At 66.4% G+C, this 26,106-nt stretch carries 26 protein-coding genes and 1 pseudogene; 10 read left to right on the top strand and 17 right to left on the bottom strand.

The genetic code is table 11. The annotated features are described in order from the left end of the window. Positions 1-114: 114 nt before the first annotated feature. From JOF56_RS42115 to JOF56_RS42100, 4 genes are all read right to left on the bottom strand, one after another. Entirely contained in the window at positions 115-723 is a 609-nt protein-coding gene (locus tag JOF56_RS42115; RefSeq protein ID WP_209645176.1) for a hypothetical protein, read from the bottom strand. After that, entirely contained in the window at positions 723-2,006 is a 1,284-nt protein-coding gene (locus tag JOF56_RS42110; RefSeq protein ID WP_209645175.1) for a hypothetical protein, read from the bottom strand. Before JOF56_RS42110 ends, JOF56_RS42115 begins: the two co-directional genes overlap by 1 nt. Continuing rightward, on the bottom strand, positions 2,003-2,716 hold the full coding sequence (locus JOF56_RS42105) for an ATP-binding cassette domain-containing protein (protein WP_209645174.1): 714 nt from the start codon (positions 2,714-2,716) through the stop codon (positions 2,003-2,005). The genes JOF56_RS42110 and JOF56_RS42105 overlap by 4 nt, the downstream gene beginning before the upstream one ends. Before the next feature lie 87 nt (positions 2,717-2,803). Further along, positions 2,804-3,169, bottom strand: coding sequence for a hypothetical protein (locus JOF56_RS42100; RefSeq protein ID WP_209645173.1), 366 nt, complete (start codon positions 3,167-3,169; stop codon positions 2,804-2,806). Between the two features lie 514 nt (positions 3,170-3,683). Between JOF56_RS42100 and JOF56_RS42095 the strand changes: the two genes are divergently transcribed. Further along, positions 3,684-3,935: a hypothetical protein gene (locus JOF56_RS42095; protein ID WP_209645172.1), complete on the top strand. Its 252-nt coding sequence runs from the start codon at positions 3,684-3,686 to the stop codon at positions 3,933-3,935. 14 nt (positions 3,936-3,949) lie between these two features. Here JOF56_RS42095 and JOF56_RS42090 read toward each other — a convergent pair whose 3' ends face one another. Continuing rightward, on the bottom strand, positions 3,950-5,479 hold the full coding sequence (locus JOF56_RS42090; protein WP_209645171.1) for an alkaline phosphatase D family protein: 1,530 nt from the start codon (positions 5,477-5,479) through the stop codon (positions 3,950-3,952). A gap of 8 nt (positions 5,480-5,487) precedes the next feature. Further along, entirely contained in the window at positions 5,488-7,089 is a 1,602-nt protein-coding gene (locus tag JOF56_RS42085) for an FG-GAP repeat protein (RefSeq protein ID WP_209645170.1), read from the bottom strand. A 134-nt stretch (positions 7,090-7,223) separates the two neighbouring features. Here JOF56_RS42085 and JOF56_RS42080 point away from each other — a divergent pair, with 134 nt between their 5' ends. After that, positions 7,224-8,918, top strand: a complete 1,695-nt coding sequence (locus tag JOF56_RS42080; RefSeq protein WP_209645169.1) for an RICIN domain-containing protein — start codon at positions 7,224-7,226, stop codon at positions 8,916-8,918. A 95-nt stretch (positions 8,919-9,013) separates the two neighbouring features. On the opposite strand, the gene JOF56_RS42075 is transcribed toward JOF56_RS42080, so the two are convergent. Further along, positions 9,014-9,907, bottom strand: a complete 894-nt coding sequence (locus JOF56_RS42075) for a LysR family transcriptional regulator (protein WP_209645168.1) — start codon at positions 9,905-9,907, stop codon at positions 9,014-9,016. A gap of 83 nt (positions 9,908-9,990) precedes the next feature. On the opposite strand from JOF56_RS42075, the gene JOF56_RS42070 reads away from it, so the two are divergent. Continuing rightward, positions 9,991-11,193 carry an MFS transporter gene (locus JOF56_RS42070; protein ID WP_209645167.1) on the top strand — a complete coding sequence of 401 codons (1,203 nt, stop codon included), beginning with the start codon at positions 9,991-9,993 and terminating at the stop codon, positions 11,191-11,193. Between the two features lie 26 nt (positions 11,194-11,219). Further along, positions 11,220-11,897 (top strand): alpha/beta fold hydrolase, encoded by a 678-nt coding sequence (locus JOF56_RS42065; protein ID WP_209645166.1) that lies wholly within the window; start codon positions 11,220-11,222, stop codon positions 11,895-11,897. A 166-nt stretch (positions 11,898-12,063) separates the two neighbouring features. Here JOF56_RS42065 and JOF56_RS42060 read toward each other — a convergent pair whose 3' ends face one another. Both JOF56_RS42060 and JOF56_RS42055 read right to left on the bottom strand, forming a co-directional pair. Continuing rightward, positions 12,064-12,249 carry a hypothetical protein gene (locus JOF56_RS42060; protein WP_209645165.1) on the bottom strand — a complete coding sequence of 62 codons (186 nt, stop codon included), beginning with the start codon at positions 12,247-12,249 and terminating at the stop codon, positions 12,064-12,066. Continuing rightward, positions 12,246-12,932 (bottom strand): hypothetical protein, encoded by a 687-nt coding sequence (locus JOF56_RS42055; protein WP_209645164.1) that lies wholly within the window; start codon positions 12,930-12,932, stop codon positions 12,246-12,248. The genes JOF56_RS42060 and JOF56_RS42055 overlap by 4 nt, the downstream gene beginning before the upstream one ends. Positions 12,933-13,220: 288 nt before the next feature. Between JOF56_RS42055 and JOF56_RS42050 the strand changes: the two genes are divergently transcribed. After that, positions 13,221-14,456: a PQQ-dependent sugar dehydrogenase gene (locus JOF56_RS42050; RefSeq protein ID WP_209645163.1), complete on the top strand. Its 1,236-nt coding sequence runs from the start codon at positions 13,221-13,223 to the stop codon at positions 14,454-14,456. Positions 14,457-14,493: 37 nt separating this feature from the next. Here the strand turns inward: JOF56_RS42050 and JOF56_RS42045 are convergent, their stop codons facing one another. The 3 genes from JOF56_RS42045 to JOF56_RS42035 all read right to left on the bottom strand — a co-directional run bounded on the left by JOF56_RS42045 (position 14,494) and on the right by JOF56_RS42035 (position 17,456). Beyond that, a complete protein-coding gene (locus JOF56_RS42045; RefSeq protein ID WP_245378601.1) occupies positions 14,494-15,171 on the bottom strand; it encodes a DUF4166 domain-containing protein in 678 nt (225 codons plus the stop codon). Continuing rightward, entirely contained in the window at positions 15,147-15,743 is a 597-nt protein-coding gene (locus tag JOF56_RS42040; RefSeq protein WP_209645162.1) for a hypothetical protein, read from the bottom strand. Before JOF56_RS42040 ends, JOF56_RS42045 begins: the two co-directional genes overlap by 25 nt. Before the next feature lie 402 nt (positions 15,744-16,145). Beyond that, positions 16,146-17,456 (bottom strand): FAD-dependent oxidoreductase, encoded by a 1,311-nt coding sequence (locus JOF56_RS42035; protein ID WP_209645161.1) that lies wholly within the window; start codon positions 17,454-17,456, stop codon positions 16,146-16,148. A 207-nt stretch (positions 17,457-17,663) separates the two neighbouring features. Here JOF56_RS42035 and JOF56_RS42030 point away from each other — a divergent pair, with 207 nt between their 5' ends. The 3 genes from JOF56_RS42030 (at position 17,664) to JOF56_RS42020 (ending at position 21,075) form a co-directional block, all read left to right on the top strand. After that, positions 17,664-18,659, top strand: a complete 996-nt coding sequence (locus tag JOF56_RS42030) for an alpha/beta hydrolase (protein WP_307855496.1) — start codon at positions 17,664-17,666, stop codon at positions 18,657-18,659. Continuing rightward, a complete protein-coding gene (locus JOF56_RS42025; RefSeq protein WP_209645160.1) occupies positions 18,656-19,573 on the top strand; it encodes an NADP-dependent oxidoreductase in 918 nt (305 codons plus the stop codon). Before JOF56_RS42030 ends, JOF56_RS42025 begins: the two co-directional genes overlap by 4 nt. 80 nt (positions 19,574-19,653) lie before the next feature. Further along, a complete protein-coding gene (locus tag JOF56_RS42020; protein WP_209645159.1) occupies positions 19,654-21,075 on the top strand; it encodes an MFS transporter in 1,422 nt (473 codons plus the stop codon). A gap of 122 nt (positions 21,076-21,197) precedes the next feature. Here the strand turns inward: JOF56_RS42020 and JOF56_RS42015 are convergent, their stop codons facing one another. The 4 genes and pseudogenes from JOF56_RS42015 to JOF56_RS42000 form a co-directional block, all read right to left on the bottom strand. Further along, positions 21,198-21,557 (bottom strand): serine hydrolase domain-containing protein, encoded by a 360-nt coding sequence (locus tag JOF56_RS42015; RefSeq protein ID WP_372448302.1) that lies wholly within the window; start codon positions 21,555-21,557, stop codon positions 21,198-21,200. A gap of 43 nt (positions 21,558-21,600) precedes the next feature. Next, positions 21,601-22,086 (bottom strand): annotated as a pseudogene (locus JOF56_RS42010) (ABC transporter permease); the annotation flags it as partial. Then, complete coding sequence (locus tag JOF56_RS42005) at positions 22,083-22,694, bottom strand: ATP-binding cassette domain-containing protein (protein ID WP_209648797.1); 612 nt, start codon at positions 22,692-22,694, stop codon at positions 22,083-22,085. The pseudogene JOF56_RS42010 and the gene JOF56_RS42005, both read right to left, overlap by 4 nt. 206 nt (positions 22,695-22,900) lie before the next feature. Continuing rightward, positions 22,901-23,530, bottom strand: a complete 630-nt coding sequence (locus JOF56_RS42000; protein WP_209645157.1) for a hemerythrin domain-containing protein — start codon at positions 23,528-23,530, stop codon at positions 22,901-22,903. 197 nt (positions 23,531-23,727) lie between these two features. Here JOF56_RS42000 and JOF56_RS41995 point away from each other — a divergent pair, with 197 nt between their 5' ends. Further along, positions 23,728-24,666: a LysR family transcriptional regulator gene (locus tag JOF56_RS41995; protein ID WP_209645156.1), complete on the top strand. Its 939-nt coding sequence runs from the start codon at positions 23,728-23,730 to the stop codon at positions 24,664-24,666. Positions 24,667-24,681: 15 nt separating this feature from the next. Here JOF56_RS41995 and JOF56_RS41990 read toward each other — a convergent pair whose 3' ends face one another. Then, the gene (locus tag JOF56_RS41990; RefSeq protein ID WP_209645155.1) at positions 24,682-25,572 is read right to left on the bottom strand and encodes an MBL fold metallo-hydrolase; all 891 of its coding nucleotides are present in this window, start codon (positions 25,570-25,572) and stop codon (positions 24,682-24,684) included. Positions 25,573-25,672: 100 nt separating this feature from the next. On the opposite strand from JOF56_RS41990, the gene JOF56_RS41985 reads away from it, so the two are divergent. Continuing rightward, positions 25,673-26,101, top strand: a complete 429-nt coding sequence (locus tag JOF56_RS41985) for a MarR family winged helix-turn-helix transcriptional regulator (RefSeq protein WP_245378600.1) — start codon at positions 25,673-25,675, stop codon at positions 26,099-26,101. Positions 26,102-26,106: the final 5 nt, after the last annotated feature.

Genomic DNA, 26,106 nt, shown 5'->3' with positions numbered 1-26,106 from the left:
AGATGGGACGACGAGACCATCAGAGGCTGGCTTACCGGCTACGCAAACGGGCAGTACGTGCATGCCCAGACCGCCTGAACGCCCTCGGCGCTGTGACCGCGTTGAGGTAAGTGTTCAGTCGCGGTTGCGCGAGTATGCCCACATGGTCATGCCTCGATTGTGGGCTGTGGCGGCGATGGCCAGCGCGACCGCGACCAAGGCAACCACCGGCGGCAACGGAGTTCCGTTGGGTCGTGACAGCGGCAGCCAGGCGCCCACGTCCGGCAGGGTGTTCTGGACGACGCAGCAGGCGAGAAAGAGCAGCAGGGTCAATACAGGCGCCGTGATCGGGCCCAGCACGCCGCGGGCCAGGCACGCGATGGCCGTGAACACCGCGACGTTGGCCGGGACGTACTGCCAGGGCGCTTCACCTGGCAGTACGGCCACTCCGGCGAACACCACGAGTTGGGCCAGCCCGGTCACCGCGAGCACCAGCGCGGCTGAGAAGACCGATACCCGGGTGGTGCCGAGTTTTTCCCATTCCACAATGCGTGGTGCGGTCAGGCCGGCCGCGACTCCGCCGTAGACCACTGCCAGCAGTTCGATGAGCGGGATGTCCCGGGGTGGGTCGAACACAGCCAGATCGACAGGGATCACGATGCGCGCGGCCAATGCGGACAGTGCCGCGGCCAGCACGCACAACGCTGCGACGGCCCGCGCGTTGTGCGCCGAGAGGAACAGCACTAGACGGGATCCCTACCGTTCTGGCACGTGGCCACCTGGGTGTTGTTGGCCGCCAGCCAGGCTTGGATCTCCTCGGGCGATTTGGCGAACAGACCGGACGGCGGGGGTTCATAGGGTTGCGCCGACGGCAGGACAATCCCCGCCTGGTGCCGCAGCCAGCGCGCGAGTTCGTTCGCCCGTGCCATTCCGGCTTCGAGCGCCACGCGGTCGCCGGTGTTCGAGCGGATGGCGCGGGCACAGTTGAAATAGCCTGCCATCGCCGCGGCCACGTCCTCCCCGGCGGTGTCCCGGGTTGTCTGATCGAGGATCAGACCGACCACCACGTAGTCGTTCGGCAGTCCGCCTGCCGGGACGGCTGCAGCGTCGTAAACGCCTCTGACAGCAGCGGGTTTGCCGCCGTAGGCCTTGGCGAGCGCGGACACGGTGTCAGCGAGTTCGGGCAGATCGGCCTCGTGCGCGGCGTGGACGCACACCTCTATGCCGTTTCTGGGTTGGCAGAGCAGGGGAGGAGCGGCCACTGCCTCCAGCCTGGCCGGCGGATTCACCGCAGCGGCAACGAGGAACGCGGCGAGCACGCCGACTGCCCCGAAGGCTGGCAAGGCTGTGCGGCCGGGCTGGTCCGGTGTGCGGCCGAGTCGTGACGCCATGACCATCGCGCCTGCTGTTGCCAGCAAGGCGAACGCGCGGAAGATCAGTGACGCCGGTGTCTCGTATTCGTTGGCCGCCAAGGTGTCCCACTGCACCGGCAGTACCGCGCCGAAACTGCGTAGCACGACTTGGGGCAGTTGGAACAGCAGGAAGACCAGCACGGCAACAAAAACAGTCAGCACAGGCATTGGTGCGATGCCCGCGACGAACTGTCCTATCGCGACTGCGAAGCCCAGCCCCAGATAGCCGAGCACGATCGAGCCGATGGCGGGACCGCCATAGGTCGCTGATATGGCTGTGTGTATGAAGATCGGCAGCAGCCCGATGGTGTAGGCCACCGCGCACACTGCCCAGACCCGAAGGAAGTTGACCCAGTGCTCGGGTTTTTCCGTGCCCCGCAACCGGGCTGCGGCCAACAGACCGGCCGGGCGGGCCAGCGTGGCCCAGCGGTGGAACGCGGCCGCGGCCGCTACCGGGCCGGCGATACTGAGGTGTTCGTGCGCCAGGACCGAGGTCGCGGGCCACTCCGGCCGCCAGCCGAAATTCTCCAGTGACAGACCGAAAGCCGCAGCCAGGACCAGCCCGCCTGGGACAAGAAGGGTAAGGGGCGGTAGCGGCCACGCGATGCGCTTCACGTGTCCTCCTGGCCCAGCAGGCGTTCGTAGGCTTGTTCGAGGTTGGTGGCCGAGACCTCCGCACCATCCACAAGTTCGGTGAGCGGGCCGTGGAACCGCAGTGAGCCGGCATCGAGCACGGACACGGTCGGACAGAGATTGACCACGTCCTCCACCAGGTGGGTGGACAACACGACAGTGTGGTTCATGCCGATCCGTTCGATGACCCGCCGGATCCGTACGCGTTGACCAGGGTCCAGCCCGACCGTGGGCTCGTCCAGCACGACGATCTCAGGTTCGTGCGCGACAGCCGCCGCGATACCCGCGCGCTGCCGAAGGCCTCCGGACAGAGTTCGTACCGCGGAATCCGCCCGGTCACTCAGATCGACCAGCTCCAGTGCCCGGTCCGCGGCGGCTTCCGCTGCCCGCCGGTCAAGCCCGTTGAGCCAGGCCGCGTAGACGACGGTGTTGCGCACGGTCATCGAAGGCACCAGCGAGAACCGCTGTGGCAGATACCCGACACGACGGCGTGTGCCGCTGCCCGTACCGCCCACGGTGACCCGGCCGGACTTGGGTTTCCGCAGTCCGACCAGCAGCGCCAGCATGGTCGACTTGCCCGCGCCGTTCGGTCCGACCAGGCCCGTGATGCCCTCGGACACCGTCCAGTTCAGATTCGTCAGCGCCGGCTTTCGCCGATACGAATAGGAAACGTCCTCGAAAGCGACAATCACGTGCCCGCGATCCTCCCTGGTTTCACGTTCCGGTGCCAGCCTAGCGGCGCCGGGAACCCCGGTCCCGGCGCCACCAGGTTCACATGATCAGCACAACACGCGTCGCTGGCTCTCGCCGGAACGCTCGCCCGTGTCGGTGCGGGCCTGGTTGTAGTAGGCGTCCCGGCCTTCCCGGCTGCAGGGGCCGGCGCCGGTCACCGAACCGTTGACGAGATTGGCCGAGCCGTAGCCGATGTTGGGGTCCGGCCACAGGGTGAGGTCGGCGAACAGCCACGACTGCAGGTTCACCAGGTTCCCGCAGCCACCACGGCCGACCACGCCTTCGACGAACGAACCACTCTGATACGGCGCGTTCGCCCACCGGTCGCAAGCCTGGACCTCGGTCGTCCAGGCCGGCGTCGCGGTGAGAGCGATCCCTCCGACAGTGAGCCCCAGTACCGCTGCCCAGCCCATGGCTTTCCTCGACAAGGAAAGCCTGACTCGAGACGGTAATGCCATTTCTAGTGCGCTCCCTTCGATCAGATCACCTGAATGGGGGCGTTGGAGAAACGTGCGAGCCCGCCCTCGCGGACGTGTACCAAAGAATGAATCTCACCGCTGATGAGCGGGACTTGCCCCCCTTGCGGCGCCAACTCAATCAGTGTTCCGCGAATCTGTCAATTGTCCTTTATGGATCGCTGTGGGGCTGGTGGATGGGCGGGTTTTGGCATGTATTAACCGCGCTGCCGGATGGTCCGGGCGGGCGATGAAACATGGCGCCGCCGGATGTCACAGGTGCGTCCTGTGGCTGACATTGCCTGATAGGGCCGGTGTCTGGTGGTGTCGCGAGAGGTGATTACATAGAGTGATTAGCGGTTCCGTCGAATGTTGTAGTGCGAATCGGGCGGGAGCGGCGATACTCTGAGGCCATGGGGATGTAAACGGGGGTGTTTCGTTCCGGCACTGTCATGGCGAGGCATCGTGTCGAATGAAAGTCACGTCACGGTCGGACGGTGCATGCATTCGGCTCCGGGGCGGACCGGCGAGATATCAGTCTGTCCGAACCGTCGAGCACCTAGGCGAGCACTTCGACCACGCGCTGCTGCTCTACAACATGATGTTCGACCCGCGCGAGATCCTCGACCTGATCACCGCGGGCATGCCCGAAGAGATAGCGCTTCGCCGCCTGACCAACGCCTACTACGCCGCGCTGCGCGGCTGGATCCAGAGCGAGATCTAAGAGGTTTCAAGCCGTCAGGGGTTCTGCAGGCCTGGGCGACCTTCCTCGATGAGGAACGACCGTTGCGTCCGTGCCGCGGCCCCGCGCACGCTGACCTTGGGAACGACCCGGAAGTCGATGTCCATTTTGGTCTGACTGAGCCGGGTGCGGACGTAGCCGCGGTGCTGGGAGTGGAACTTCAGGTGCGGGTTGAGCGCCCCGTACGGGATCGCGGTGCTGTCCGAACCGTCACCTCCGGAGGAGACCGAGCTGGTCACCAGTTCGGTCCCGATCACAGGGGCGCCGGGGTTGGTGAAGTCGATCTTGAGCTCGTTGGCCCATGCCCGGTGCACGTCTCCGGTGAGCACCACGGGATTGCGCACACCACGCTGTACCCAGCCCTTCTGGATGCGGTCGCGAGACGCCGGGTAGCCGTCCCAGGCGTCCATGTTGCCCGCGTCGTTGCCGTCGGCCTGCCGGGCGAAGAACACCTGCTGGCCGATCAGGTCCCAGATACCGGTGCGCTGGGCCAAACCGTCGAGCAGCCAGTTCTCCTGGGCCAGGCCAGGCAGGCTGCGCCCGGGGGCACCGGCGTCGGGGCAGTACTTCCAGCCGTCCCCGCACGCCTGGTCATCGCGGTACTGCCGGGTATCGAGCATGTGGAAGGTGGCCAGCCTGCCCCAGCGCACGCGCCGGTAGAGCAAGATGTCGGCACCGTTGGGTTTGGCGGGTCCACGGAGTGGCATGTTCTCGTAGTAGGCCCGATACGCGTCGGTTCGCCGCTGTTTCCATTGCGCAGGAGTCAGTTCCGGCGCAGGTTTGTCCCCAGCCCGCTTCATGTTCGCGTAGTTGTTCTCCACTTCGTGGTCGTCGGGAACCACCAGCCAGGGAGCGGCGGCGTGCGCGGCCTGCAAATCAGGGTCAGCCTTGTACTGCGCGTACCGCCGCCGGTAGTCGTCGAGTTCGACGATCTCCTTGCCGAGGTGTTGCCGGACCTCGGTTGTGCGGGCGCCGCCCTCGTAGATGTAGTCACCGAGGTGCAGGATGAGGTCTGGTCGTTCCTCGGCCATTCGCCGGTAGACGGTGTAGTAGCCGTCCTCGAAGTGCGCGCATGAGGTGAACGCCATCAACAGATCACGCCCCACCACATCCAGGGCGGGCGCGGTCCGGGTGCGGCCGACAGGGGAGAGGTGGCCGTCGGCCCGGAACCGGTAGTAATACTCGTAATCGGGCTGAAGACCGTTGACTTCCACGTGCACGGAGTGGGCGTCGGCGTAGTAGGCCGTCACTTTTCCACTCTGTACGACGTTGCTGAACACCTCGTCGGTGGCGACCTGCCAATCCACGTCCACGGCCTGGTTCGGCATGCCACCGTGCCCGTCGCCGTTGAGCGGCGCGGTCGCGAGCCTGGTCCACAGCACCACGCCGTCCGGCAACGGATCTCCCGACGCGACGCCGAGAGTGAACGGAAAGGCCAGCGCGGCCGATGCGTTGCCGTTCAGGGTGAGCGCGCCGGCAGCAGCGACGCTGCCGAAGACGAAGATGCGTCGGTTGAACTTGGTCATGTCGGCCCCTACCGTGGCGAGTCTTGGTTGTCGTTGAGCACGTGGGCACTTCCCGCGATCGGAGTGCCCGGTCCGTAGTGGGAAGGGGTTGCGATCTGCGCGCGGGTGACTCGCTGGGATCCGGTCACTGCCAGGGAATCTCCGGAAAGCCCGGTCGTCAGCACGAACAGCGCGCCGGTCTGCAGCGTGCCTTCCTCCCACGGCGCCGCGACGACCAGTTCCGGCTTGCCGTCGCCGGTGATGTCGAGAATGCGCAGACCGTAGCCGAATCCCTCACCGGCCTGTTCGTTCCCGTTGATCGGCGCCGCGTTCTCGCCGAACGCGGAGGGCGGCCTGGTGAGCAGACCGGACGTGCTGCCCCGGAACAGGAACACCGAGCCGGCGCGGTTGTTCTCTTTGACAGAGCCCGCAGCCAGGTCGTCGAATGCGTCGCCGTCGAGGTCGCCCACGGCCAACGAGCCGCCGAAGATGTCGTTGACCTCTGTGCCACCGGGAACCGACGCGGTGTCCTGGTCGATCACCTGGGCGGTGGTGGTGAGGCCGGACCGGCTGCCGCGCACAGCCACCAGCGCACCGGAGTTCGCCGGTCCGCCGCGCCTCTGGTCGGCCTGGATCACCAGGTCCGCGTTGGTGCCGCCGTGGAATTTGCCGATCACGAGGCTGCGCCACTTTCCCTCGGTGGCGGCGTTTCCCACGCTGAAGTACGAAGACGCGTTGGCGGCCAACCCGTTCGCCGAACCGTGCAGCAGATGCACCGAACCCCAGGCGCCCGTCGTCCCGTTGATCACCTCTCCGGAGGACAGCACGGCGAGGTCGTCACGGTTGTCACCGGTCACGTCGCCCGCGGCGAGGGCCCAGCCCATCAGGTCACCGGCTTCGGCCGCCCCGGCCAGGTCCTCGTAATCCTGGTGGAACCCTGCCACACCGCGAGTAGTGAGTCCGGCGCTGCCGCCGTAGAAGACCCACACCCCACCTGCCCGCGCCTTGGTCTCGATCGCCTCGCCCGGCGAGCCGACGCCGAGGTCGGCGTAGCCGTCGCCGTTGAAGTCCCCGGCCGCGAGGGCGCCGCCGAACAGGTCACCGGCCTCCACCCCACCAGGCACGTCCGCGGTGTCCTGTGTGATCGTGCCCAACGCGCCGGCGATCGTCCGCAGATAGGGCGCTGTGCGTTGGCCGTACAGAATGGACACTGTGCCGGCATTGGCGTGGCCGCCGACCGACTCGGTGGGGTTTCCGATCGCGACATCGGCGAGCCCGTCGTTGTTGAAGTCGGCGGTCGCGAGGGCGGCACCGAACTTGTCGTCCGGTTCCATCCCCAGTCCGATGCCGGAGGTCTTCTGGTTGACCAACGCGGCCGGCGCGCCGGGCAGCGTCGTCCCGCCGGGGACCACTTGGACCGAGCCGCCGAGGTCGTTGGGCACCAGATCGGTGTCGCCGCTGTAGGTCAGCCGCGCGCCCGTGGACATCACCAGGTCGGCGACTCCGTCACCGTTCACGTCGGCCCGGGCCGCCGCCTGGGGTCCTGCCTCGGGTACCGCGGCGGCTGGGAGCCCGGCGAAACCTGTGGCCACCGCCGCGACGAGTGGTACCAACGATCTCTGTATCAACACTCTGGGAACGCTAGGAAGACCGGCCGAGTCTGGACAAGCGTTTCAGTTCTCGTGGAATGGTTTCCCACTCGCGAGCAGCCGCCCTAACGTCTGGCCATCGGTAAGAAGACCTGCGAATCCTGATTGGAGCTGCGGTGCTGGCACTCGTCGGACTCGTCACCGCCACATTGCTGACCTCAGTGGACGGTGCCACCGGCACCGCACTGACTGACGGATGGTCGTCGTATCCGCGGGCGATCCGGCTGGAACACGCTGATGCCGCGCATCAAGGGCGGATTCTCGTCTCGGCCAATACGACCAGCAGTGCAACGATCCACGAGAGCACCGATGGTGGTGCTTCGTTCCACCCGATCGCGACCATCGCGACCGGGCCGGGTCCGGGCGAGTGGTCCGGCAGTTCGACGCTGTTCGAATTCCCCTGGCAGCTCGGCGCGAGCCCGGCGGGCACCCTGATCTGGGCCACATCGATCAACACCTTCCGCGGCGGCCGGGACCGGCCGAACCCGAACTCCCGGATCGTGGCGTGGAAGAGCACCAACTACGGCCGCGACTGGCACAAGGTGGCCACGCCGCTCGCGACAGGGACGGTGGGCCATGGCGTCTGGGAACCGGAGTTCGCCGTGACGAACGGCGGTGAACTCGTGGTCCACTTCTCCGACAAGACCCAGCAGCCCAAGTACGGACAGACGCTTGCCCGCAAGCGATCCACCGACGGAGGCGAAACCTGGGGACCGAAGGTCAACACGGTCGCGGTGGACGCCTACGAGGACGACAACGACCTCGAAAAGGAGGATTCCCCGGGGATGGCCGTCGTAAGGCGGCTGCCGAACGGCACGTCGGTCATGGCGTACGAGTACTGCAACATCGGGCCGATGGGAAAGATCGGTCACGGCTGCCGGGTCTACACCCGCACGTCGCCTGACGGCTGGGACTGGGGTGCGGCCACCGATCGCGGGACAATCGCGAAAACCGCTGACGGCAAGCACTTCGTCCACGCGCCTACCATCGCCTGGGCGCCCGGAGGCGGCCCCAACGGGCGGTTGCTACTGATCGGGCGGCTGGTGCGAGGCGCCGACGCGGACGGCGATCCTGACCTTGGTCCCGCGCCGGTCCTGCGTCCGCAGAGCGGGAGCACGATCTTCGCCAACACCAGCAACGGGTTGGGGCGATGGTACGAACTTGACTCACCGGTGCGGATCACGGATTTCGGCGTCGACGACGAGCACACGACCTGCCAGAACTACAGTTCCTCGCTTCTGCCGTCCGCGGACGGTTCACGTGTGCTGCAACTGGCGACCGACCGGGTCGGCGACTATTGCGGGGCTTTCTTCGCCACCGGATCGACATACGGCTCGTTGGACCCGGGCGGGATCACCACCACGGCGACCTACCGGATCGTCAATCTCAAGAGCGGGAAATGCCTTACCGCTGAAGGGAATTCGACCACGAACGGAACCAGGGTGGTGCAGCAGCCCTGCGATGCCACCAGGCCGACCCAGGAGTTCAAAGCGGTCGGCCGCGGCAACGGCTTGTTCGCCATCACGAAAGCAGGCTCGTCACCCGCCAAGTGCTTCGACATGCCCAACGGCAACATCTCGGTGGAACCCGGCGACAGGATCCAGCTCTGGAGCTGCAACAACACCGGAGCGCAGAACTGGAAGCCCGCACGGACAGGCCGTTCCACCTACCTGTTCAAAGCACAGAACGATGAGGATCTCTGTCTGGACATCCCGCAGGGCACGCTCGACAACGGTGTCCAGGCCCAGCTCTGGAACTGCACCGGCCTCGGGCCGCAGATCTGGTCTCTGCAGGCCCTCGTGAGCTCGTGACGGATCCGGACCCGCGAAGCAGGCACGTAAGCTCTACTTTGGACAATGGCGAGTAGCGCTGCCGGAGCTTTCCGGCTGTCGCGGTCGGCCGACTGCTACATCTGCTCGGCGAGACTGCGTGCGACGTCGATGGCGATTTCGCGCGTTCGGATCGCGAGCGGGGACTCGGTGCGTCCGGCGGGCCAGTACAGGGACAACTCGCGTTCCGGCGACGGCTTCAGCTGATGGATGCTGAGCTGGTCATCGGACCAGGCGTCGTGTCCGTGCAGGGCAAGCCAGGGCAGCACCGCCCAGCCGATGCCCACCCGCACCATCGACAGGATGGTTTCGTGGCCCGTTGTGCGGAACACGAATCGTGGTTGTGCGCCAGAGCGGGCGAGCGTCCGTTCCAACCATCTCTGGTAATAGGTCGGCGGCCAGGCGACCATCGGAGCGTCGTCGAGCAGCTTCACCCGTACCGGACCATCGGGGAACGTGCCTGCGCCCGTCACCAGTAGGTACGGCTCGTCGAAAAGTTTGACGTGCTCGACGTCGCCTTCGATTGGGCCGTCGTGGAACAGCAGGTCGAGCTCGCCGATCCGCGGATCCTCCGGTTTCACGTCGGACAGCCTGATGTCGCAGCCGGGATGCTCCTCCAGCAGCCTGCGTATGACGGACGGCAGGATCAGGTTGGACACGCCCTGGAAGGTGCCGATGTCGATCCGGCCGTTGCCCGCCTGGAAGCGGTCGACGGCGTCGGTCAGCGCCTCGGCCCTCGTCAGCAGATCGCGGCCGTGGGCCAGGACCACCTCGCCGAGCGGCGTGACTCGGACAGGCCTCGGCCCGCCGGGCCGGTCGAAGACCGGGCCACCGACGGCCTTCTCCAGTGCGGCGATCTGCTGGCTCACCGACGACTGGGTGTAGCCGAGCCGGGCCGCCGCCTGGCCGAACGTTCCTTCCTCGGCGATCACGGCCATGGCCCGCAGGTGACGCAGTTCGACATCCGGCATGAGGTCTATCATAAGCGATAGCGATCAATATGATCTCAAATCATCGCTTTTCTTGATGCTCCTGCAGCCCTAGCGTCATTGCCATGACGACCTTGAGCACGATCAATCCGGCAATCAGGGCACCGCGCCTGGGCTTGCCCAAGCTGGTCTGGGCCCTGGCGGCCACGCACTTCGTCGGCCGGGCCGGGGGTGTCGTGCGGTCGTTTCTGGTGCTGTACCTGACGCAGGCGCAGCACCTCTCGCCCGCGACCGCGGGCGCGGTGGTCGCGGCTGTCGGTTTGGGAGACATCGGATCCCAGTTGCTCGGTGGCTGGCTGGGGGACCGGATCGGCCGGCGCAACACGATGCTGGTGGGGTTCGTGGGTGCCGCTGTGGCGCTCGCCGCGCTCGGCTCAGCGGATTCGATGCCCGAGATCTGGGCGGCCGCCGTCGGTGTCGGGCTGACGATCGAGCTGTTCCGCCCGGCCGGGTCGGCCGCGGTGGCCGACCTGCCCACGCGGCAACGGATCCGTGCGTTCGGGCTGCTCTACTGGGCGGCCAACCTCGGCTTCTCGGTCGCCACGGTGATGGCCGGGATCCTGGCCAAGTACGGATACGGGCTGCTGTTCTGGATCAACGTGGTGGCCTCGCTGATCGCGGCGCTGATCGTCTGGCGCCAGGTGCCGGAAACCCGTCCGGCGGGGTCGACGCGGGAACGGCGGGCGCTGCTGCCCGTTGTGCTGCGTGACCGGTTGATGATCGCGATGATGGTGATTCACGTCGGCTACTTCACGCTGTTCCTGCAGACGTTCACGACGTTGCCGCTGCTGATGACGGCCGACGGTCTCGGTCCCGCGACGTACGGCGCGGTGCTGGCGCTGAACGGGATCGCCATCGTCGCCCTCCAGCCACTGGCCGTCCGGCTGCTCGCCGGCCGCAACGGCAGTACGGTGTCCGCTGTCTCGATGCTGCTGGTCGGGGTCGGCGCCGCGCTCGGTGCCGTGAGCCACGGAACTGCCGGCTTCGCCGCATCGGTCCTGATCTGGACCCTCGGCCAGATCGGTATCGCCGTCCGGTTCGGCGACACCTTCGCCGACCTCGCACCGGCAGAACTGCGTGGCGGGTACATGGGCCTCGCCTCGACCACCTGGAGCGTCGGCGCGGTACTTGGCCCGCTGGCCGGAACCGCGCTGCTCGCTCTGGCCGGACCGGCCGTCCTCGGAATGGCATGCGCGATCGGTGGAATCGCACTCTTCGTCGCTCAACGGGCGCTCGCACCGGCACTGCGCCGTCGAATCGCCTCCTGATTCAGCAAACAGAAAGGTAGTGCCGCATGACTACGTATGTGTTGATCCACGGTGCCGGAGACGGCGGTTGGTCCTGGCACCTGGTCGCAGCCGAACTCCGGGACCGGGGACACGAGGTGGTGGCTCCGGATCTGCCTGGCGACGACGAATCGGCCACGCTCACCGACTACACCGACGCGGTGATCGAAGCCGTCGGCGACCGGACGGACCTGGTCGTCGTCGGCCACTCGTTCGGCGGGTTCACCGCACCGCTCGTCGCCGACCGACTCGCGGCCGGGCTGCTGGTCCTGGTGGCCGCCATGATCCCCGCGCCCGGCGAATCACCCGACGACTGGGGACGTGACACCGGATGTGGCGAGGCAGTGCAGGCACAGGCGGCACGCGACGGTGGCCTCACCGGTAACGCCGACCCGTACGTCGGCTTCTACCACGACGTACCGCGTGCACTCGCGGAAGAGGCACTGAGCAAGGAGCGGGCACACCCGTCGTCCACCGCGATGAAAGAGCCGTGGCCGCTGGATGCGTGGCCGAAGGTCCCGACCAAAGTCGTGCTGTGCGGTGAGGATCGCTGCTTCCCGCCGGACTTCCTTCGCGGGCTGGCGGCCGAACGTCTTGGCATCGTCCCGGACGAGATCGCCGCCGGCCACTGCGTCGCGCTCAGTCGTCCCACCGAACTCGCCGACCTCCTTGAGAGCTACCGATGACATCAACGCTACGTTCGGCGCTCTGGCTGCCGGCCGGAAACAGTCTCGCTGGACCAGGTACGAGGCGTACTCCGCGACGGCCCGGCAGAACCTTGAGACGCCAGACGGTCAGCGGTCTTCGATCGCCGCCACGCACACCGAGCCACCGCAGCGGTCCTGAGCCACTTCAAGTGCTTCTGAACTGAGGGGTGCGCGTGGCCCGGGTCCGTCGCGCAGTGGCCTCGGCGCGTGGTTCGGGTGTTGCGAGCAGACCGACCAGCCGCTCCACGATCGGAGTGACCGACGCGCTGTTCCAGAGCTCGGGGTCCTCGAGGCTGGCGACGTAGAACCCGCGCAGGACCAGGTGCATCACGTCAGCGAGGAAGTCGGGGTCGCTCGCCTGCACGCCTTGCGCGGCGTCACGGAACCCCTCGCGTTGCTGGCGTCCGTCAATCCCAGGTGGAATCGCAGGAGACGAACCAGTTCGGCGCCCAGGGTGGCCTCGGTCTGGGTGAGCAGCGCGGCCAGTTCGTCAGCGCGTGGTCCGCGGGGGAAGGAGTACGTCGTTGCGGCACCGTGTGTCAGCCAGTTGGCGAGGTCGGCCAGTGCATCGGTGCGTATCGCATCCGTGGGGTCGTTGATGAGTTGGAGGTCGACGCTGATCCTTGTCCACGTGCCGTGTGCGCGGAGAAGGCGACAGGCAGCCATCCGGACGTGGTGGGGATGCGTTTGATGAAGCAACGGCCGCAGGGAGTGCTCGTCCAGTGTGTGCGCCTGCGGGTGTAGTGAGAGCGTCACCTGTCGCGTTACCGAGGACACCGGGTCGGGGAGTAGCGGCAGGAGCAATTGCGGTGGCGCGCAATTGTGCCGTCGCAGTGCTCGGACCGCTTCGGCTCGACCGCGTGAGTTGGGGTGCGTCAGCCAGGGCTGGAACAGATCGATGTCGGACCGGATCCCGGTCTCGCTGAGACCGGCGATCACCGAGGGGGCGGGTGGCTGTTGTGCGGCGAGCAGCGTCCGATAGCGTGTGGCTGGGTCGATGCCAGCGCGGCGCACGATGGCTTGCGCGGTCGCGCGTACGAGTGCGCTGCGGTCAGACAGTGCTTCGACGGCGGGTTCAACTTCACCGACAGTTCCTCAGTCGATCGCGGTGGTGACGACAAATATGGAAGCGCTCCCAGTTTGGAGTCGATCACTGTTGGGGTCCTTGTCATCCTGTCGGTTCGCCATTCCTTTTCTGGTTGGAAAAGGCGGCAAGGAGGTGGGCTGGATGTTGCCGGGAAGTCGCGGTACGGTTGGGAGCGCTCCCAGATTCGTCCTCCACCCTGCACGAGGAGCTGAATCATGTCGCGACGGCGTTGTCGCCTGGCCACCATGCTGGCCGGCCCGCTTGTTCTGGTCCTGTCCGCGGTTCTGTTGCCCTCGGTGTCGGTGGCCGACACCGCTGCGGCTGGTACATCTCGCGCGGTTCCACTCCCTGAGCTGACTGTGGTGTCCGAACGGGTGGCGTCCGGTCTGCAGCGTCCGATCGCGATCACCGGGTTGCCGGACGGCCGGATGCTGATCGCGGAGAAGGACGGCACCGTCCGCGCCTACCACCCCGACACAGGCTTGGCGGCCGCGCCGGTGCTCGACCTGACCGCCCGGATCGACACGTCGGACAACGAACGCGGCCTGCTCGGCATTACGCCTGCGCCGAACTTCGCGCGGACCGGGATCCTCTATGTGGCCTACACGAGCCTGCCGGCCGGAGCGCTCACCCTGGCGCGCGTGCCCCTCGGCGCTCCGGACCGGCTGCAAGTGCTGCTGACTCAGGCACACGCCGAGTACGGCAACCACAACGGCGGACAGGTCGCCTTCGGCCGCGACGGGTACCTCTACTGGTCGACGGGCGACGGCGGCCACGCCAACGACCCGTTCAAGTCCGGTCAGAACCTCGGCACCCTGCTCGGCAAGATCATTCGGATTGACGTCAACCGCACCTGCGGGGCGAAGCCCTACTGTGTGCCCTCCAACAACCCGTTCGTCCGCGTGCCGGGCGCGCGGCCGGAGATCTGGCTCTATGGGCTGCGCAATCCGTGGCGGTTCTCCGTCGACCCGGTCGACGGCTCGCTGTGGATCGGTGACGTCGGCCAGGGCCTCGTCGAGGAGATCAACCACATCCGCCCGTCGCAAGGCGGGGCGAACCTCGGCTGGTCCTGCCGGGAGGGCACCCCGGTGTTCGACCCGCAGCAATGCCGGCCGGGCATGCGGTACACCGACCCGGTCTTCGAGTACGACCACTACAACGACAACTGCTCGGTGACCGGCGGCGTGGTGTACCGAGGCTCCCGGACCCCGGACGCATGGGGGACCTACGTCGCGAGCGACTATTGCTCGACCCGCGTGTTCGCCGTGCGTCCCAAGCCCGAGGGCGGCTACGAGTCCGCCACGATCGGCAATTTCCCCACCCAGCCGACCGCGATCGGCACCGACGTGCAAGGCGAGCTGTACGTGCTCAGCGACCTCCCAGGATGGCTGAACCGGGTGCGGTTCGAACGGGTCAAGCCGGCCGCCGGCAGCGGGGCGGCCAACCGCTGAGCCGGGATCCTCGGCTTACGCCGTGTGTCTGACCGCCTCATTCCCGCGCTTCCTCCCGGTACGGCTTCACGGCGGCTGGGACCGGCGTGTCGACGTACTGGGCGGTGAATGTGCCGTGATAGCCGAAGATGGGGCCGAACCTGGGATTGCTGACTGTGACGCGGATCCGGAAGCACTCATGCTGGTCGTCGTACCACTCGTGCAGGTCGGCCGTACCGGTCAAGGCTTGCGGCAGCCGGAAGTCCAGTCCGGCCAACCGGAATCGCTGTTCGCCCGAGCGGATCCGCAGTCCGCCTTGCTGGTCGACTTCGGGATGCAGGTCGACCGCGATGTGCTGGTGCGTGCCGAGGTAGTCGACGATCTGGCCGCGTTCCTCGCTGTAGATCATGGTCGCGTCGAACCGTCTGCGTAGACCGGGCCTGACGTCGAACGTGCGGACGAAGGTGACCACGTCTCTGCCGAAGCTGTCCTGATAGACGTGGTTCTCGATGGTGAACGGGATGTCGGTGCCGGTCTCCGGGAACAGGATGTTGCGGTTCGTGCCGAGCTTGAGGAACGGCACCGTGTGCCTGCCACCGCGCCAGATCTCCGTCATGGTGCCGGTGCCGACGCAGGACTGTTCGAAGCCGAAACGTCGTCGTAGCCGCGGATGCAGGTCGTCGAAGCGTCGGCCAAGTGCTCGCTTGAAGATCATCGGGGTCGCTTTCTGAGGCATCGGCCCGCCGACGGCACCTTGTCCGGCCGCGGCAGCAGCGCGATGACGGCGGGCAACGGGTTTCTGGTTGTCAGAGCGGCTATGAGCGCTGTCGTGCGGACCGTCATGTCGGCTATCGCGCGGCGGAGGGCCTTCTCCGGCGGGATGTCGTATTCCAGCCAGATCCGGAGGCGGTCGAACGACCACGCCGTCGCCCAGCCGATGAATGGCCGGAAGAGGCGGTCACCCGCACGCCACCGTGGCACGTAGTCGTAGCCGGTCAGGAACCGGATCCCTTGGCTCGTGGGGACATAACGCCAGTAGCCGCTGCCCCGCACGATCATCGACAGCGGGTGGTCCGAGTGGAACCTCAGTGCTGACGTGGATTCCCGTTTGCTCGTGGTGACGCCTTCGCCGTGGATGCGTATGCCCGCGACACTGGTTGCGTAGCGGAGGCGTTGTGACGTGGTGCCGGTGCCGACATAGTCGATCTCGGTGAACCGGGCGTCCCAGCGCTGATGCTCGGCCGGGTCCTGGGTCCGCTGCCACAACGTCGCCATGTCGGTCCGAATGCGGGTTTCGATGTACAGCATGTCTCGCCCCTTGTCCCTGAAGGATCCAGTCGCTGCCGGCGACTGGATCCTTCAGACCCCCTTGGTTTGAGCGTTCGCTCAAGACGAGACTAGACCATGTTTGAGCGATCGCTCAAGACCTGCCGTCGGTTTCCGACCAAAGTGCGGAAGCAGATCGGGGCCTCCAGTGCGGCACCTGCCTCGGCTGACTGCCGTGCTGTCGCAAGGGTCTGTTCTGGTTCGGTGATCCGCCACGGCCGAGATGGTCGGCGAGGGTGGCCGAGTCGATGCTGACCTGGGCGAGTCCCGCCTCTGCCGCGCCGCGCAGCACATCCTCCAGTCCAGTGACGACCGTGGGAGACTGCTCCGGCGTTTCCGGCATTTTGACGCAGTTGATCGTGGCAAAGGTCAACGCCGAAGGGGTCACGGCCGCGAGGCTGTCCGGGCGGCGGTCAGTCCGAACACCAGCGCCGTGGCGATGCCGCCCGCGTAGGCACGGTTCCACAGGCCGCCGGTGTCGCACCCAGCCGCGAGCAGCCCGGCGATGGGCTGCCCGTCCGTGCCGAGGACGCGGGCCTGATCGTCGATCAGGACACCGTGGAAGGGGAAGGTGATGGCTGGAACCGTCTCGATCACGTAGTACGGCGGCTCGTCCAGGGCAAACGGGTCCAGTGCCCGGTCCGGCGCCTGTCCTGCTGCCGCGAGCTTGTTGAACTGCTCGACCGCGTCCCGGATCGCCTTGCCGGAATAGCCCCATTCCTCCGGCAGGTACGCCAGCTCGCCGAGGGTCTCGGCGAAGCCCACGCGCCCACCGCGCTTGCTCGCTAGAGCGAACTTGTCTACCGCAGGAGCACCCTCCACATAGGACCCTGCGATCCAGTCGCGGCGAACCCGCGCGTCGGCGACGAGCAGGCCACGACCTTCGGGCTGGTCGAGCAGCGCCATGGTCGTGAGGTGATCACCGAGTGTTTCGTCACAGAATCGCTCATTGTCCAGGTTGAACAGCAGGGCGTGTTCGCTGTAGTACAGCGACAGGTCGACGAAGTCGGCTGGGTCGGCGAACGGTATTTCGCTCGGGATGAGGTGGCCGTAGAAGCCGGCGTTCTCGTGACCGGTCGCCGCCCCGACCTGGGTGGCCAACCGGTATCCGCCGCCGCGGCTGTTCGGGTTCGACCGCAGCTGCATCCGGTCCGCGTGCGGGTGCACGTGTGCGTTCCGCAGCGGGAGGTCGCCCTGGAAACCACCAGTGGCCAGCAGGGTCCAGCGAGCCCGTACCTGCCTGCGCTCCCCGTCGGCCGACTGCAGTTGCGCACCCACTACAGCACCGTCCTCGATGAGAAGCCGTTCGGCCTCCGTGCGAAGCAGCACCTCGCCACCGTCATCGGTGATACGCCTGCGGCAGGTGTCGATGTAATGGTTGGTGTCGAACTGGTGCCCGCGACCGAAACTGAGCATCCGTTGCGCGTCTTTCACCTCGACGCCGACCGAACGGATCCACTCGATGCCGTCGGCGAACCTGTCGACGAGGGCCCGTTTCAGCGCGGCATTCCCATGCGGGTTCTGCTGGTCCATCACCTCATGACTCGGGGCGGTCCACGCGTAGCCGGCGAAGCGAGCTGAACCGCCGACGTCCGCGCTGACCTCGGCCACCACAACGGACAGTCCATTGCGGACGGCCTGGGCGCCCGCGGTCAGCCCGGACATGCCCCCACCGAGGATCAAAAGGTCAACCATGCTGCACTCCCGCACAGGATAGGGCGACTCCAGGAAACCTGAGTTCAGTTCAGTTGAACATACCCTCAGGGTACATATCGTGCAATCGTCCTCATGTGCAGCAATCAACTGAACTTAATCCGATTCAGGCCCAGCCTGTCGATCGCCGGGTGACCCGCCGGAACTCACTGGCTTGTGTAACTAAATTTAGTCAGTTAACCTCGTGGTGTGAACATCAGTGCCGACGCTGCCCGGCGAGTTGTGGGCGAGCGAACGTTTACTGCTCCGTCCACGGTCAGCGAGCAGGCCCGTACCTGGCTTTCCGTCGACGTCGGCGAACTGTCCTACCCGGCCGCCGATGACACCGACGCGTGGCTCGCGATGGCCGAGCAGGCGAATCGATCCACGGCCCGGCGGTTCCCGGTCTCCGGACTGCCGGTCACCGTCGAAGAGCTCCACGTCGACGGCGTCATCGTGTACGCCGCGAGGCCTCACGGGGTAGAAGAGAAGGCGGACGAGCCGGTCTTCCTCTGGATGCACCCCGGAGGTCTCCTGGTCGGCGGCGGGGATGCGTGCCGCGCGACGACAGCTAGGACCGCGCTGTCCATGGGCGTGTTCGTGTGGGGCGTGGACTACCGGCTGCCGCCGTTGCATCCGTACCCAGCCGCGCTTGACGACGCCGTCGCGGTCTACCGGTGCCTGTTGCGCGACCGCGCCCCCTCGCGGGTGTTCGTTGGCGGCGACTCCGCGGGAGGGAATATCGCTGCGGCACTTCTGCTGCGTGCCAAGGACGCCGGGCTGCCGATGCCTGCGGCCCTGGTGCTCAACAGTCCGCAGGTCGATCTCACTGAGGCGGGCGACACGTTCCAGACCCTGGCAGGCGTGGACAACGTCCTGCGCAGCCTGCGAGAGCCGATCGCGCTCTACGCGGCAGGGGCCGACCTGCGGGATCCGTATCTGTCCCCGGTCCTGGGTGATCTGTCCGGCTTCCCGCCCACGTTCCTCCGCAGTGGCACACGCGACCTGTTGCTGTCCAACACCGTCCGGATGCACCGCAACCTGCGCGACGCTGGTGTGGATGCCGAACTGCACGTGTTCGAGGCCATGCCGCACGGCGGGTTCGGCGGCGACACCCCGGAGGACCAGGCGGCCACGGCCGAACAGCGTCGCTTTTTGAACAAGCACAGTCTCTACAGGCACGGCGCTCTGGCGGCACAGCGATGAAGGCGGTCGAGTTCAGCCGGTTCGGGGGCCCGGAGGTCCTCGAGATCGTGGACCTTGCGGAGCCGCACCCACGCCCCGACGAGGTCCGGATCGCTGTCCGTGCCGCCGGGATCAACGCGAGCGACTGGAAGAAGCGTCAAGGCCTGATGGACCAGGAACTCCCGCAGACCCTGGGCCACGAAGCGGCGGGCATCGTTGACGAACTGGGTGACGGTGTCACCGATGTCGCCGTCGGCGACCGCGTGTTCGGGTTCGCTGCCGTCAGTGCGGCTCAAGCGGAACTGACGGTGTTGTCCTGCTACGCACCCATCCCGCCGTCGCTCGGCTTCGCGCAGGCCGCCGCACTCCCGGCCGCGATCGAGACCGCAGCACGTGCCCTCGACCAGTTGGGCGTCGAAAGTGGTGGCACCGTGCTGATCAACGGCGCCTCCGGAAGCGTTGGCAGTGCCGCTGTCCAGCTTGCTGTGGTCCGGGGCGCACGCGTGATCGGTACTGGCAGCCCGGCCACCCATGATTTCCTGCGCTCGCTTGGTGCCGAACCCGTCGCCTACGGTGCCGGCATGGCCGAGCGGGTCCGTGCGCTCGCTGCAGATGAGGTCGATCTCGCGCTCGACGTGGCCGGGAGCGGTGTCCTGCCGGAGCTCATCGCACTCGCCGGCGGCCCGGAGCACGTGGTCACCCTCGCTGACTTCGCTGGTGCACAACGACATGGTGTGCGGTTCAGCAGAGGTGACACGGGACGCGCGCTCTACGTGATCGCCCAGATCGGCGAGCTGATCGAGTCCGGCCGGTTCTCACTCCCCATCGGACGGACATTTCCCCTGACCGAGGTGGCAGAGGCACACCGCGTCGGCGAGGCAGGTCGCGTGCGCGGAAAACTCGTGCTGCTCGTCGACTCCCTGAGGCCATTGTGAATTCTGACGTGTCATCGACCAAGTCCGCCCGACCGGCTCCTTTGGCAGGCAGTGACGAACACCGCCGACCGAACCGGTGGATGGCCCTCGCCGTGCTCAGTCTCGCTCAGCTGATGGACATCCTGGACTCCACCATCGTGAACATCGCCCTGCCGTCCGCCCAGCGCGACCTGGGATTTCCCGCTGACTACCGGCAGTGGGTGCTGACCGGGTACGCACTCGCGTTCGGGAGCCTCCTGCTGCTCGGCGGCCGGCTGTCGGATTTCTTCGGACGCAAGCGGTTGTTCCTCATCGGCGTCGGCGGATTCGCTGTCGCGTCGGCGTTCGGCGGTGCCGCCTGGGATTTCACGACGCTGCTGGCCGCACGTATCGCCCAGGGCGCGTTCGCCGCGATGCTCGCACCAGCGGCGTTGTCTCTGCTGTCGGTGACTTTCGCTGACGACGCAAAGGAACGCGGCCGCGCGTTCGGGATCTTCGGCGCGATCTCGGGCGCCGGTGGGGCACTCGGGCTGCTGCTGGGCGGCGTTCTCACGCAGGGCCTGTCGTGGCGGTGGTGTCTCTATGTGAACCTGATCATTGCAGCGGTCGCCTTCGCCGGCGGCATGGCCTTCCTTCGTGACGGCGATCGACCGGAGCGGGTCCGGCCCGACATCGCGGGCACGGTCACGGTGGTGCTCGGCCTGATCGGAATCGTCTACGGTCTGGGCACTGCCGAGACGCACGGCTGGAACGACATCCGCACGCTCGGCCCGGTGATCGCGGGCATTGCGCTCATAGCCGTCTTCGTGCTGATCGAACGCCGCACCAAGCACCCGTTGCTGCCGTTGCGGGTGATCCTGGATCGTGTCCGCGGGGCGGCGTACCTGTCACTCGGGATTTCCGGGATCGGGATGTTCGCGGTCTTCCTGTTCCTCACCTACTACCTCGAGAACACGCTGGGGTTCACCCCGCTGCAGACCGGCGTGGCGTTCCTGCCGATGATCGGTTCGGTGATGGTGGGCGCGGTCTTCTCCGGGGCAGTGCTTCTGCCGCGCATCGGACCGAGGCCGCTTGTCCCGGCCGGCTGCGTCCTGTCCGCGATCGGCATGGCGATACTCACCGGCATCCATGCCGATTCCAGTTACGCCGGAGCCGTCCTGCCGGCCCTGCTCGTCGCAGGCATCGGATTCGGACTGATCTTCGGCCCGGTGCAGAACGCCGCGACCAGCGGAGTCCGGCCACACGACGCCGGAGTGGCGTCCGCCCTGGTGACCACCGCCCAGCAGATCGGCGGGTCCATCGGGACAGCCGTGTTCAGTTCCCTCGCCACGACCGCGACCACGAAGTACCTCTCGACACAGCCGACGACGATCACCGAGGCGACCCTCGCCGGCTACCACCTCGTGTTCTGGATCGCAGCAGCGGTATTCCTGGGCAGCGCCACCCTGGCCGCGCTGCTCTTGCGAAGCGGCCCCCTCCGACTGCCGGTCGACTCGGATGCGGAACCCGCCGCCGCGAAGTAGCACAGAGTTTGTGCACCGACAAGTATGGTGCCGATTGCGGCGAGAGCCTCCGATATCGCCGAGGTGTCGTCGGTATCGGAGGTTCTCAGGCTGGTCCGGTTCGCGCTGTGCCTGACGCAGGATCAGAAGGAGTCCGGCCTCAGGAGGTGCTGTCCGGGCTGGGCCTGCCCGCCACAGATCACCTTGTCGACCACCTTCCACTCTCCGGCTTCCTGGTATCGGTAGTAGCCGTGGGCGTGCGGCCCGGGGATCTCCGGCCATGTGCCCGGCACCATGGTGTCCTGTAGCCCGAGCGGTCGCAGGATCCGCCGCTGGAGTGCGTCGCCGTAGGGGCGGCCGGTGATCTTCTCGATCAGCAGTCCGGCCAGCATGTAGTTGATGTTGGCGTAGCTCCAGTCTGTTCCCGGTGCGAACAGCGGTTGCTTGGACAAGCTGAACCGCACCAGTTCATCCGGCCGGTAGGTGTGGAACCGGTTGTCCACGAACTCCTGGCCTCCCAAGGGGATTCCCGGCACGAATGTCCACGGTCTTCGCGGCCAGGCCAAAGGCGACAGTGAGCCGGCTGACCGACACGACTACCAGCAGGAGCAGGCCGACGGCGGCAAGCCAGTGCGGGAAGGAGCCGGTGGGGCTGAAGCCGAACAGGAAGGCCATACCGATGATGGCGGCCACAGCGAGCATGGTACGCACCACAGTGGACACGACATGCCCGGTCAGCACAGCATCGCGGGAGACGTCCATGACCTTGAAACGGTTGATGATGCCTTTGGTCATGTCGGAGCTGACAGCGACGGCGGTGGCGGACAGGCCGTAGGAGAGGGCCATCATGATCATGCCTGGGGTGGCGTAGTTGATGTAGTCGCCGCCACCGACGTTGAACGCGTCGCCGAAGACGTATACGAACATCAGCATCATGATGACCGGCATGAGGATCGCGTTGAACACCGCGACCGGGTTGCGCAGGGTGTGCTTGAAGTTGCGGCGAAGCATGATCGCCGAGTCGCTGCTCATGGGGTGATGACCTGCGTCTTGGACTCGGCCGGGGAGCTCGAGTGACCGGTAAGGGCGAGGAAAACGTCGTCGAGGTCGGGCATCTGCACGGTGAATTCCTCGACGTCGATCGCGTGTTCGTCGAGTCGGGCCAGCAGGGTGCGCAGCGACTTGGCGCCGCCGTCGCTGGGCACGCGCAGGATCATGTTCGGCTCGTCCAGGAAGATGATCCGGGGCCTGCCGACCAGGGTCATCGCCAGGTCCAGCTTGCGGCGCATACCATCGGAGTACGTTGACGACAGCTTGTCGGCTGACTCCGCCAGGTCGAAGCGCGCCAGCAGGCGTTCGACGATTTTCTTGCTCTCGTTGCCGCCCAGGTGGTGCAGGTCCGCCATCAGTTGCAGGTTCTCGCGGCCGGACAGCAGTTCGTCCACGGAGGCGAACTGGCCGGTGACGCCGATGGCGGAGCGGACCTTCTTGGTCTCGGTCGCGACGTCGTAGCCCGCGATGCGCGCTGTGCCACTGTCCATGGTGAGCAACGTGGTCAGCACGTTCACGGTCGTGGTCTTGCCGGCCCCGTTCGGGCCGAGCTTGCGGCAATCCGGACCTGGGCGCCCGCGGTGGTCAATGTGGCCGTGATCGGCTGTGGCGTGGCGAAAGCAGGCATTTCGATCTCCTGTTGTGTGCGTGATGTTGTTGCGACCACAGTCGCCGACCGGCCGGACATACGGCTGTCACGGCTCAGACACCGGCGATGCCGGGAGAGGTGGTCGGTGTCAGGGCGTGTCCCGCAGGGCGTCTGTGACGGACACGGCCGGGAAATCCGCTCAGCCGGTCATGCCTGGCTGGTCCAGCGATCGTGAGCGGAGTAGTCGGGCCGCCACCGGGTGTAGTAGGCGGTGCGGACGGAGGCGGGCAGGGTGGACAGCGTTCTCGTGATGTTCTGTGGGTCTGCGTTCTCCAGTAGCCAGGGCAATACCTGGGGTGCGTCGGCGCCGATCCGCTGACTGTGGACGTGTTCGAAGGCCGCCCACTGAGCTGTGCTGAGAGCACGGGCAATGAGCGGAATCGCCGCGCGCTCTTCGTGTGTCAGGTGTCCGCGCACACCTGTGACCAGGGAGTCGGTGAGGTCCCCGAGCCGCAACGGGTCGGCGTCGGGGGCGGTCAGCAGTTCGTCGACAGTGGCGACAACCTGGCCGATGGCGGCGTGTTCGGCTTCCATCGCCTCCAGCAGCACCAACTCGTCCGGCCGGCCTGCCAGCCGCCGGCGCAGCACTGGCCAGAGCATGTCGTCCTCGGCACTGTGGTGGATACGCAACGATCGCTTGAACAGCTGCCAGCCGATCGCTGTGCGCAGGACGTGCCGGGGGTCGTGGTCGATCCGCTCGGTGACGCGGGCGATGTGCTCCAGTTCCCGGCGCAGGGCGTCGTGCATGGCGTGCATCGCCGTCATGTCCAAGGGCATCGTCAGATCCAGGAGGTCGCGGGCTGTTTCGGGCAATGTCCACTGTGCTGAGACATCGGATCCCGATCAACGACGACTTCGAACGCCCAGTGATAACGCATCGGTTATCACAGGCGCGATGACCTCGGACTTCTTACCCGGCCGCTCACCGCGTCCATGGCCGCGACACCGCGTCATGGTGATCGTGTTCTCGTATGATGTCCCGCGATGGGCTGGCTGAGCTGCAGATCGAGGCGGGTATGGAGTTACGTGATATCGAGATCTTCCTGACCCTGGCCGAAGAGCTCCACTTCGGCCGGACCGCCCAGCGGCTGCACGTCTCGCAAGCGCGGGTCAGCCAGGCGATCAACCAGCAGGAACGCCGCCTCGGCGGCGCACTGTTCGACCGCTCCAACCGCCGCCAGGTGCGCCTCACCGCGCTCGGCCGCCAACTCCGCGACGACCTACGGCCGGTCTACACCGGACTGCGCGACAGCCTCGAACGCGCCCGCCTCGCCGCCCGGGGCATCACCCACATCCTGCAGGTCGGCATGCTCCCCATCAACGCCTACGACCTGCGCCCCTTCTGGGACACGTTCCGCACCCGCCACCCAGAGTGGCAGCTCCGACTCCAGCAAGCACCCTTCGTCGACCCGTTCGCCGCGCTCCGCCGCCGCGAGATCGACGTGCTGGTCGCCTGGCTCCCGGTGGAGGAACCCGATCTCACCGTCGGCCCCACCCTGTTCGCCGAACCCCGCGTACTGGCCGTGCCCACCGATCACGAGCTCACGCAGCGCACATCGGTCTCACTGGAAGCGATCAGCCACTTCCAGCATGTGAACGTTCCGACGGCTCCGAACTACTGGTACGACAGCTACATCCCGACCCACACACGCGCGGGCAGCCTGATCGAACGCGGTCCGGCAGTGCGGGCCGTCGAGGATATCTTCACCCTGACCAGCACCGGAGAAGTCGTCACCCTCTTCCCCAGCCACATGACCCGATACTCGGTCCGGCCGGACATCGCCTACCTGCCCGTACGGGACATGAGCGCACTGCCCTACGCACTGGTATGGCACACCGAATCGGAAACCGAACCCATCCGAGCCCTCGCGAGGACCGCACGAGATCTAGGCCCCGTGGAAACACGAAGATGATCTTGGGGTCCAGGCTCAGGGCTGATGGCCCAATTTCACGGTCATCTTCGGGTGACGCTTGCTCAATGCCTTCAGGGCGAGCAGGCTCTCGCGGCTGCGTTGCCGCTCGGCCAGGAAGGTGCCGGGCTCGACGTCGTTCTCCCAGCCCCAGCGGGTGTGGGACACGTCGCCTGTCATGAGCACCGGGCCTGTCGTCGTGCGGGCGAGATAGGAGACATGTCCCATGGTGTGTCCTGGGGTCAGGATCGCGTAGAACGAGCCGTCACCGAAGACGTCGTTCACGCCTTCGAGTTTTCCGTCGGGGTCCTTTGTGAACTGAAGTTCCTGGAGCGCGGGCCTTCCGTTGAGGAGGTGGTTGTTGGTTCCCTGGGCGAACATGTTCAAGAAGAGGGATGCCTCCGCTTCGTCGGCGCCCGTGTAGATCGGGACATCCTGGGCAATGTCCGGAAACCCGGAGACGTGATCGAGGTGGAGGTGGGTCATGAAGACCCCCTTCAGCGGGGCTCCTTCCGCTTCGATGATCTCCGAAGTGCTCTGCTGGGGCCGCATCTTGTCGATGCCCCCGAATTTCTTCAGCATCCAGCCGACTCCCACGCCGGTGGGATCCTCCACGAGTCGCCGGGAAACACCGGTGTCCACTAGGAAGAAACCCTGTGTGGGGTGCCGCACGACATGGGTGTAGATCTGGATCGGCTCCTTGCGCTCCTTGATGCCTGCCTGGATGGCTTTGGGATCCTTGATGTTGAGCAGGCCGGAAAGGTTGGCCTCCCAGTCCGCGCCGATCGTCCTGAGCTCGATCGGCCCAGGCCGGCCGAGCAGGTCCTCCATGGCTGCCGAGTTGACTGGCGTGCCGATGCTGGCCGGCGTTGCCTGATGGGTTGTGGTCCTGAAGGTGAGCAGCTTCATGTGTGAACTCCTCTGTCCAGCGGCGTCGAGCATCTAGTTATGAACGATACCGTTCAGATCATAACTATCATAGCCTGAAGGAGATTGTTAGACTAGGAACATGACGATGTCGGATTCACAGGTGGCCGCGGACTGGGAGCTGGCCAAGCTGGTGCATGAGCTGGACACGCAGAACTCCGCGCTGCAGCGCGAGCGGGTGGGCAAGCTCGGCCTCACGATTGGGCAGGCCTCCGCGTTGCGCGAGCTGACCGAGCCGATGACTTTGAAGAATCTGGCCGTCCGGATGGGCTGTGAACCGTCCAATGCCCTGGTTGTGATCGACCAGCTCGAGAGTCAGCAACTGCTCGAACGGCGCCCTCACCCCACTGACCGTCGCGCCAAACAGCTGATGCTCACTCCTGACGGCGTCGAACGCCGGGAACAGCTGCTGAAGTCCCTGCGGGGTGAGGAACCTCTCCTGAGCGTTCTGACCCGGCAAGAGCAAGACGCGCTCCAGGACCTGCTGCAGCGGGCCCTGGCTCGTCGCTGAGCGCG

It is taken from the genome of Kibdelosporangium banguiense, assembly GCF_017876405.1.
Lineage (GTDB): Bacteria > Actinomycetota > Actinomycetes > Mycobacteriales > Pseudonocardiaceae > Kibdelosporangium > Kibdelosporangium banguiense.
The sequence above is the reverse complement of the archived record's forward strand: the minus strand, read 5'-3'. Positions and strand labels throughout refer to the sequence as shown.

Bases quoted from the DNA above. Each gene is read 5' to 3' on its own strand.
- JOF56_RS42020 (WP_209645159.1), top strand. From the start codon at position 19,654: ATGGCCCTCGCCGTGCTCAGTCTCGCTCAGCTGATGGACATCCTGGAC.
- JOF56_RS42100 (WP_209645173.1), bottom strand. From the start codon at position 3,169: ATGGGCTGGGCAGCGGTACTGGGGCTCACTGTCGGAGGGATCGCTCTC.
- JOF56_RS42050 (WP_209645163.1), top strand. From the start codon at position 13,221: ATGTCGCGACGGCGTTGTCGCCTGGCCACCATGCTGGCCGGCCCGCTT.
- JOF56_RS42070 (WP_209645167.1), top strand. From the start codon at position 9,991: ATGACGACCTTGAGCACGATCAATCCGGCAATCAGGGCACCGCGCCTG.
- JOF56_RS41990 (WP_209645155.1), bottom strand. From the start codon at position 25,572: ATGAAGCTGCTCACCTTCAGGACCACAACCCATCAGGCAACGCCGGCC.
- JOF56_RS41985 (WP_245378600.1), top strand. From the start codon at position 25,673: ATGACGATGTCGGATTCACAGGTGGCCGCGGACTGGGAGCTGGCCAAG.
- JOF56_RS42095 (WP_209645172.1), top strand. From the start codon at position 3,684: ATGAAAGTCACGTCACGGTCGGACGGTGCATGCATTCGGCTCCGGGGC.
- JOF56_RS42025 (WP_209645160.1), top strand. From the start codon at position 18,656: ATGAAGGCGGTCGAGTTCAGCCGGTTCGGGGGCCCGGAGGTCCTCGAG.
- JOF56_RS42000 (WP_209645157.1), bottom strand. From the start codon at position 23,530: ATGCCCTTGGACATGACGGCGATGCACGCCATGCACGACGCCCTGCGC.
- JOF56_RS42065 (WP_209645166.1), top strand. From the start codon at position 11,220: ATGACTACGTATGTGTTGATCCACGGTGCCGGAGACGGCGGTTGGTCC.
- JOF56_RS42040 (WP_209645162.1), bottom strand. From the start codon at position 15,743: ATGCTGTACATCGAAACCCGCATTCGGACCGACATGGCGACGTTGTGG.
- JOF56_RS42075 (WP_209645168.1), bottom strand. From the start codon at position 9,907: ATGCCGGATGTCGAACTGCGTCACCTGCGGGCCATGGCCGTGATCGCC.
- JOF56_RS41995 (WP_209645156.1), top strand. From the start codon at position 23,728: ATGTCCCGCGATGGGCTGGCTGAGCTGCAGATCGAGGCGGGTATGGAG.
- JOF56_RS42045 (WP_245378601.1), bottom strand. From the start codon at position 15,171: ATGCCTCAGAAAGCGACCCCGATGATCTTCAAGCGAGCACTTGGCCGA.
- JOF56_RS42090 (WP_209645171.1), bottom strand. From the start codon at position 5,479: ATGACCAAGTTCAACCGACGCATCTTCGTCTTCGGCAGCGTCGCTGCT.
- JOF56_RS42035 (WP_209645161.1), bottom strand. From the start codon at position 17,456: ATGGTTGACCTTTTGATCCTCGGTGGGGGCATGTCCGGGCTGACCGCG.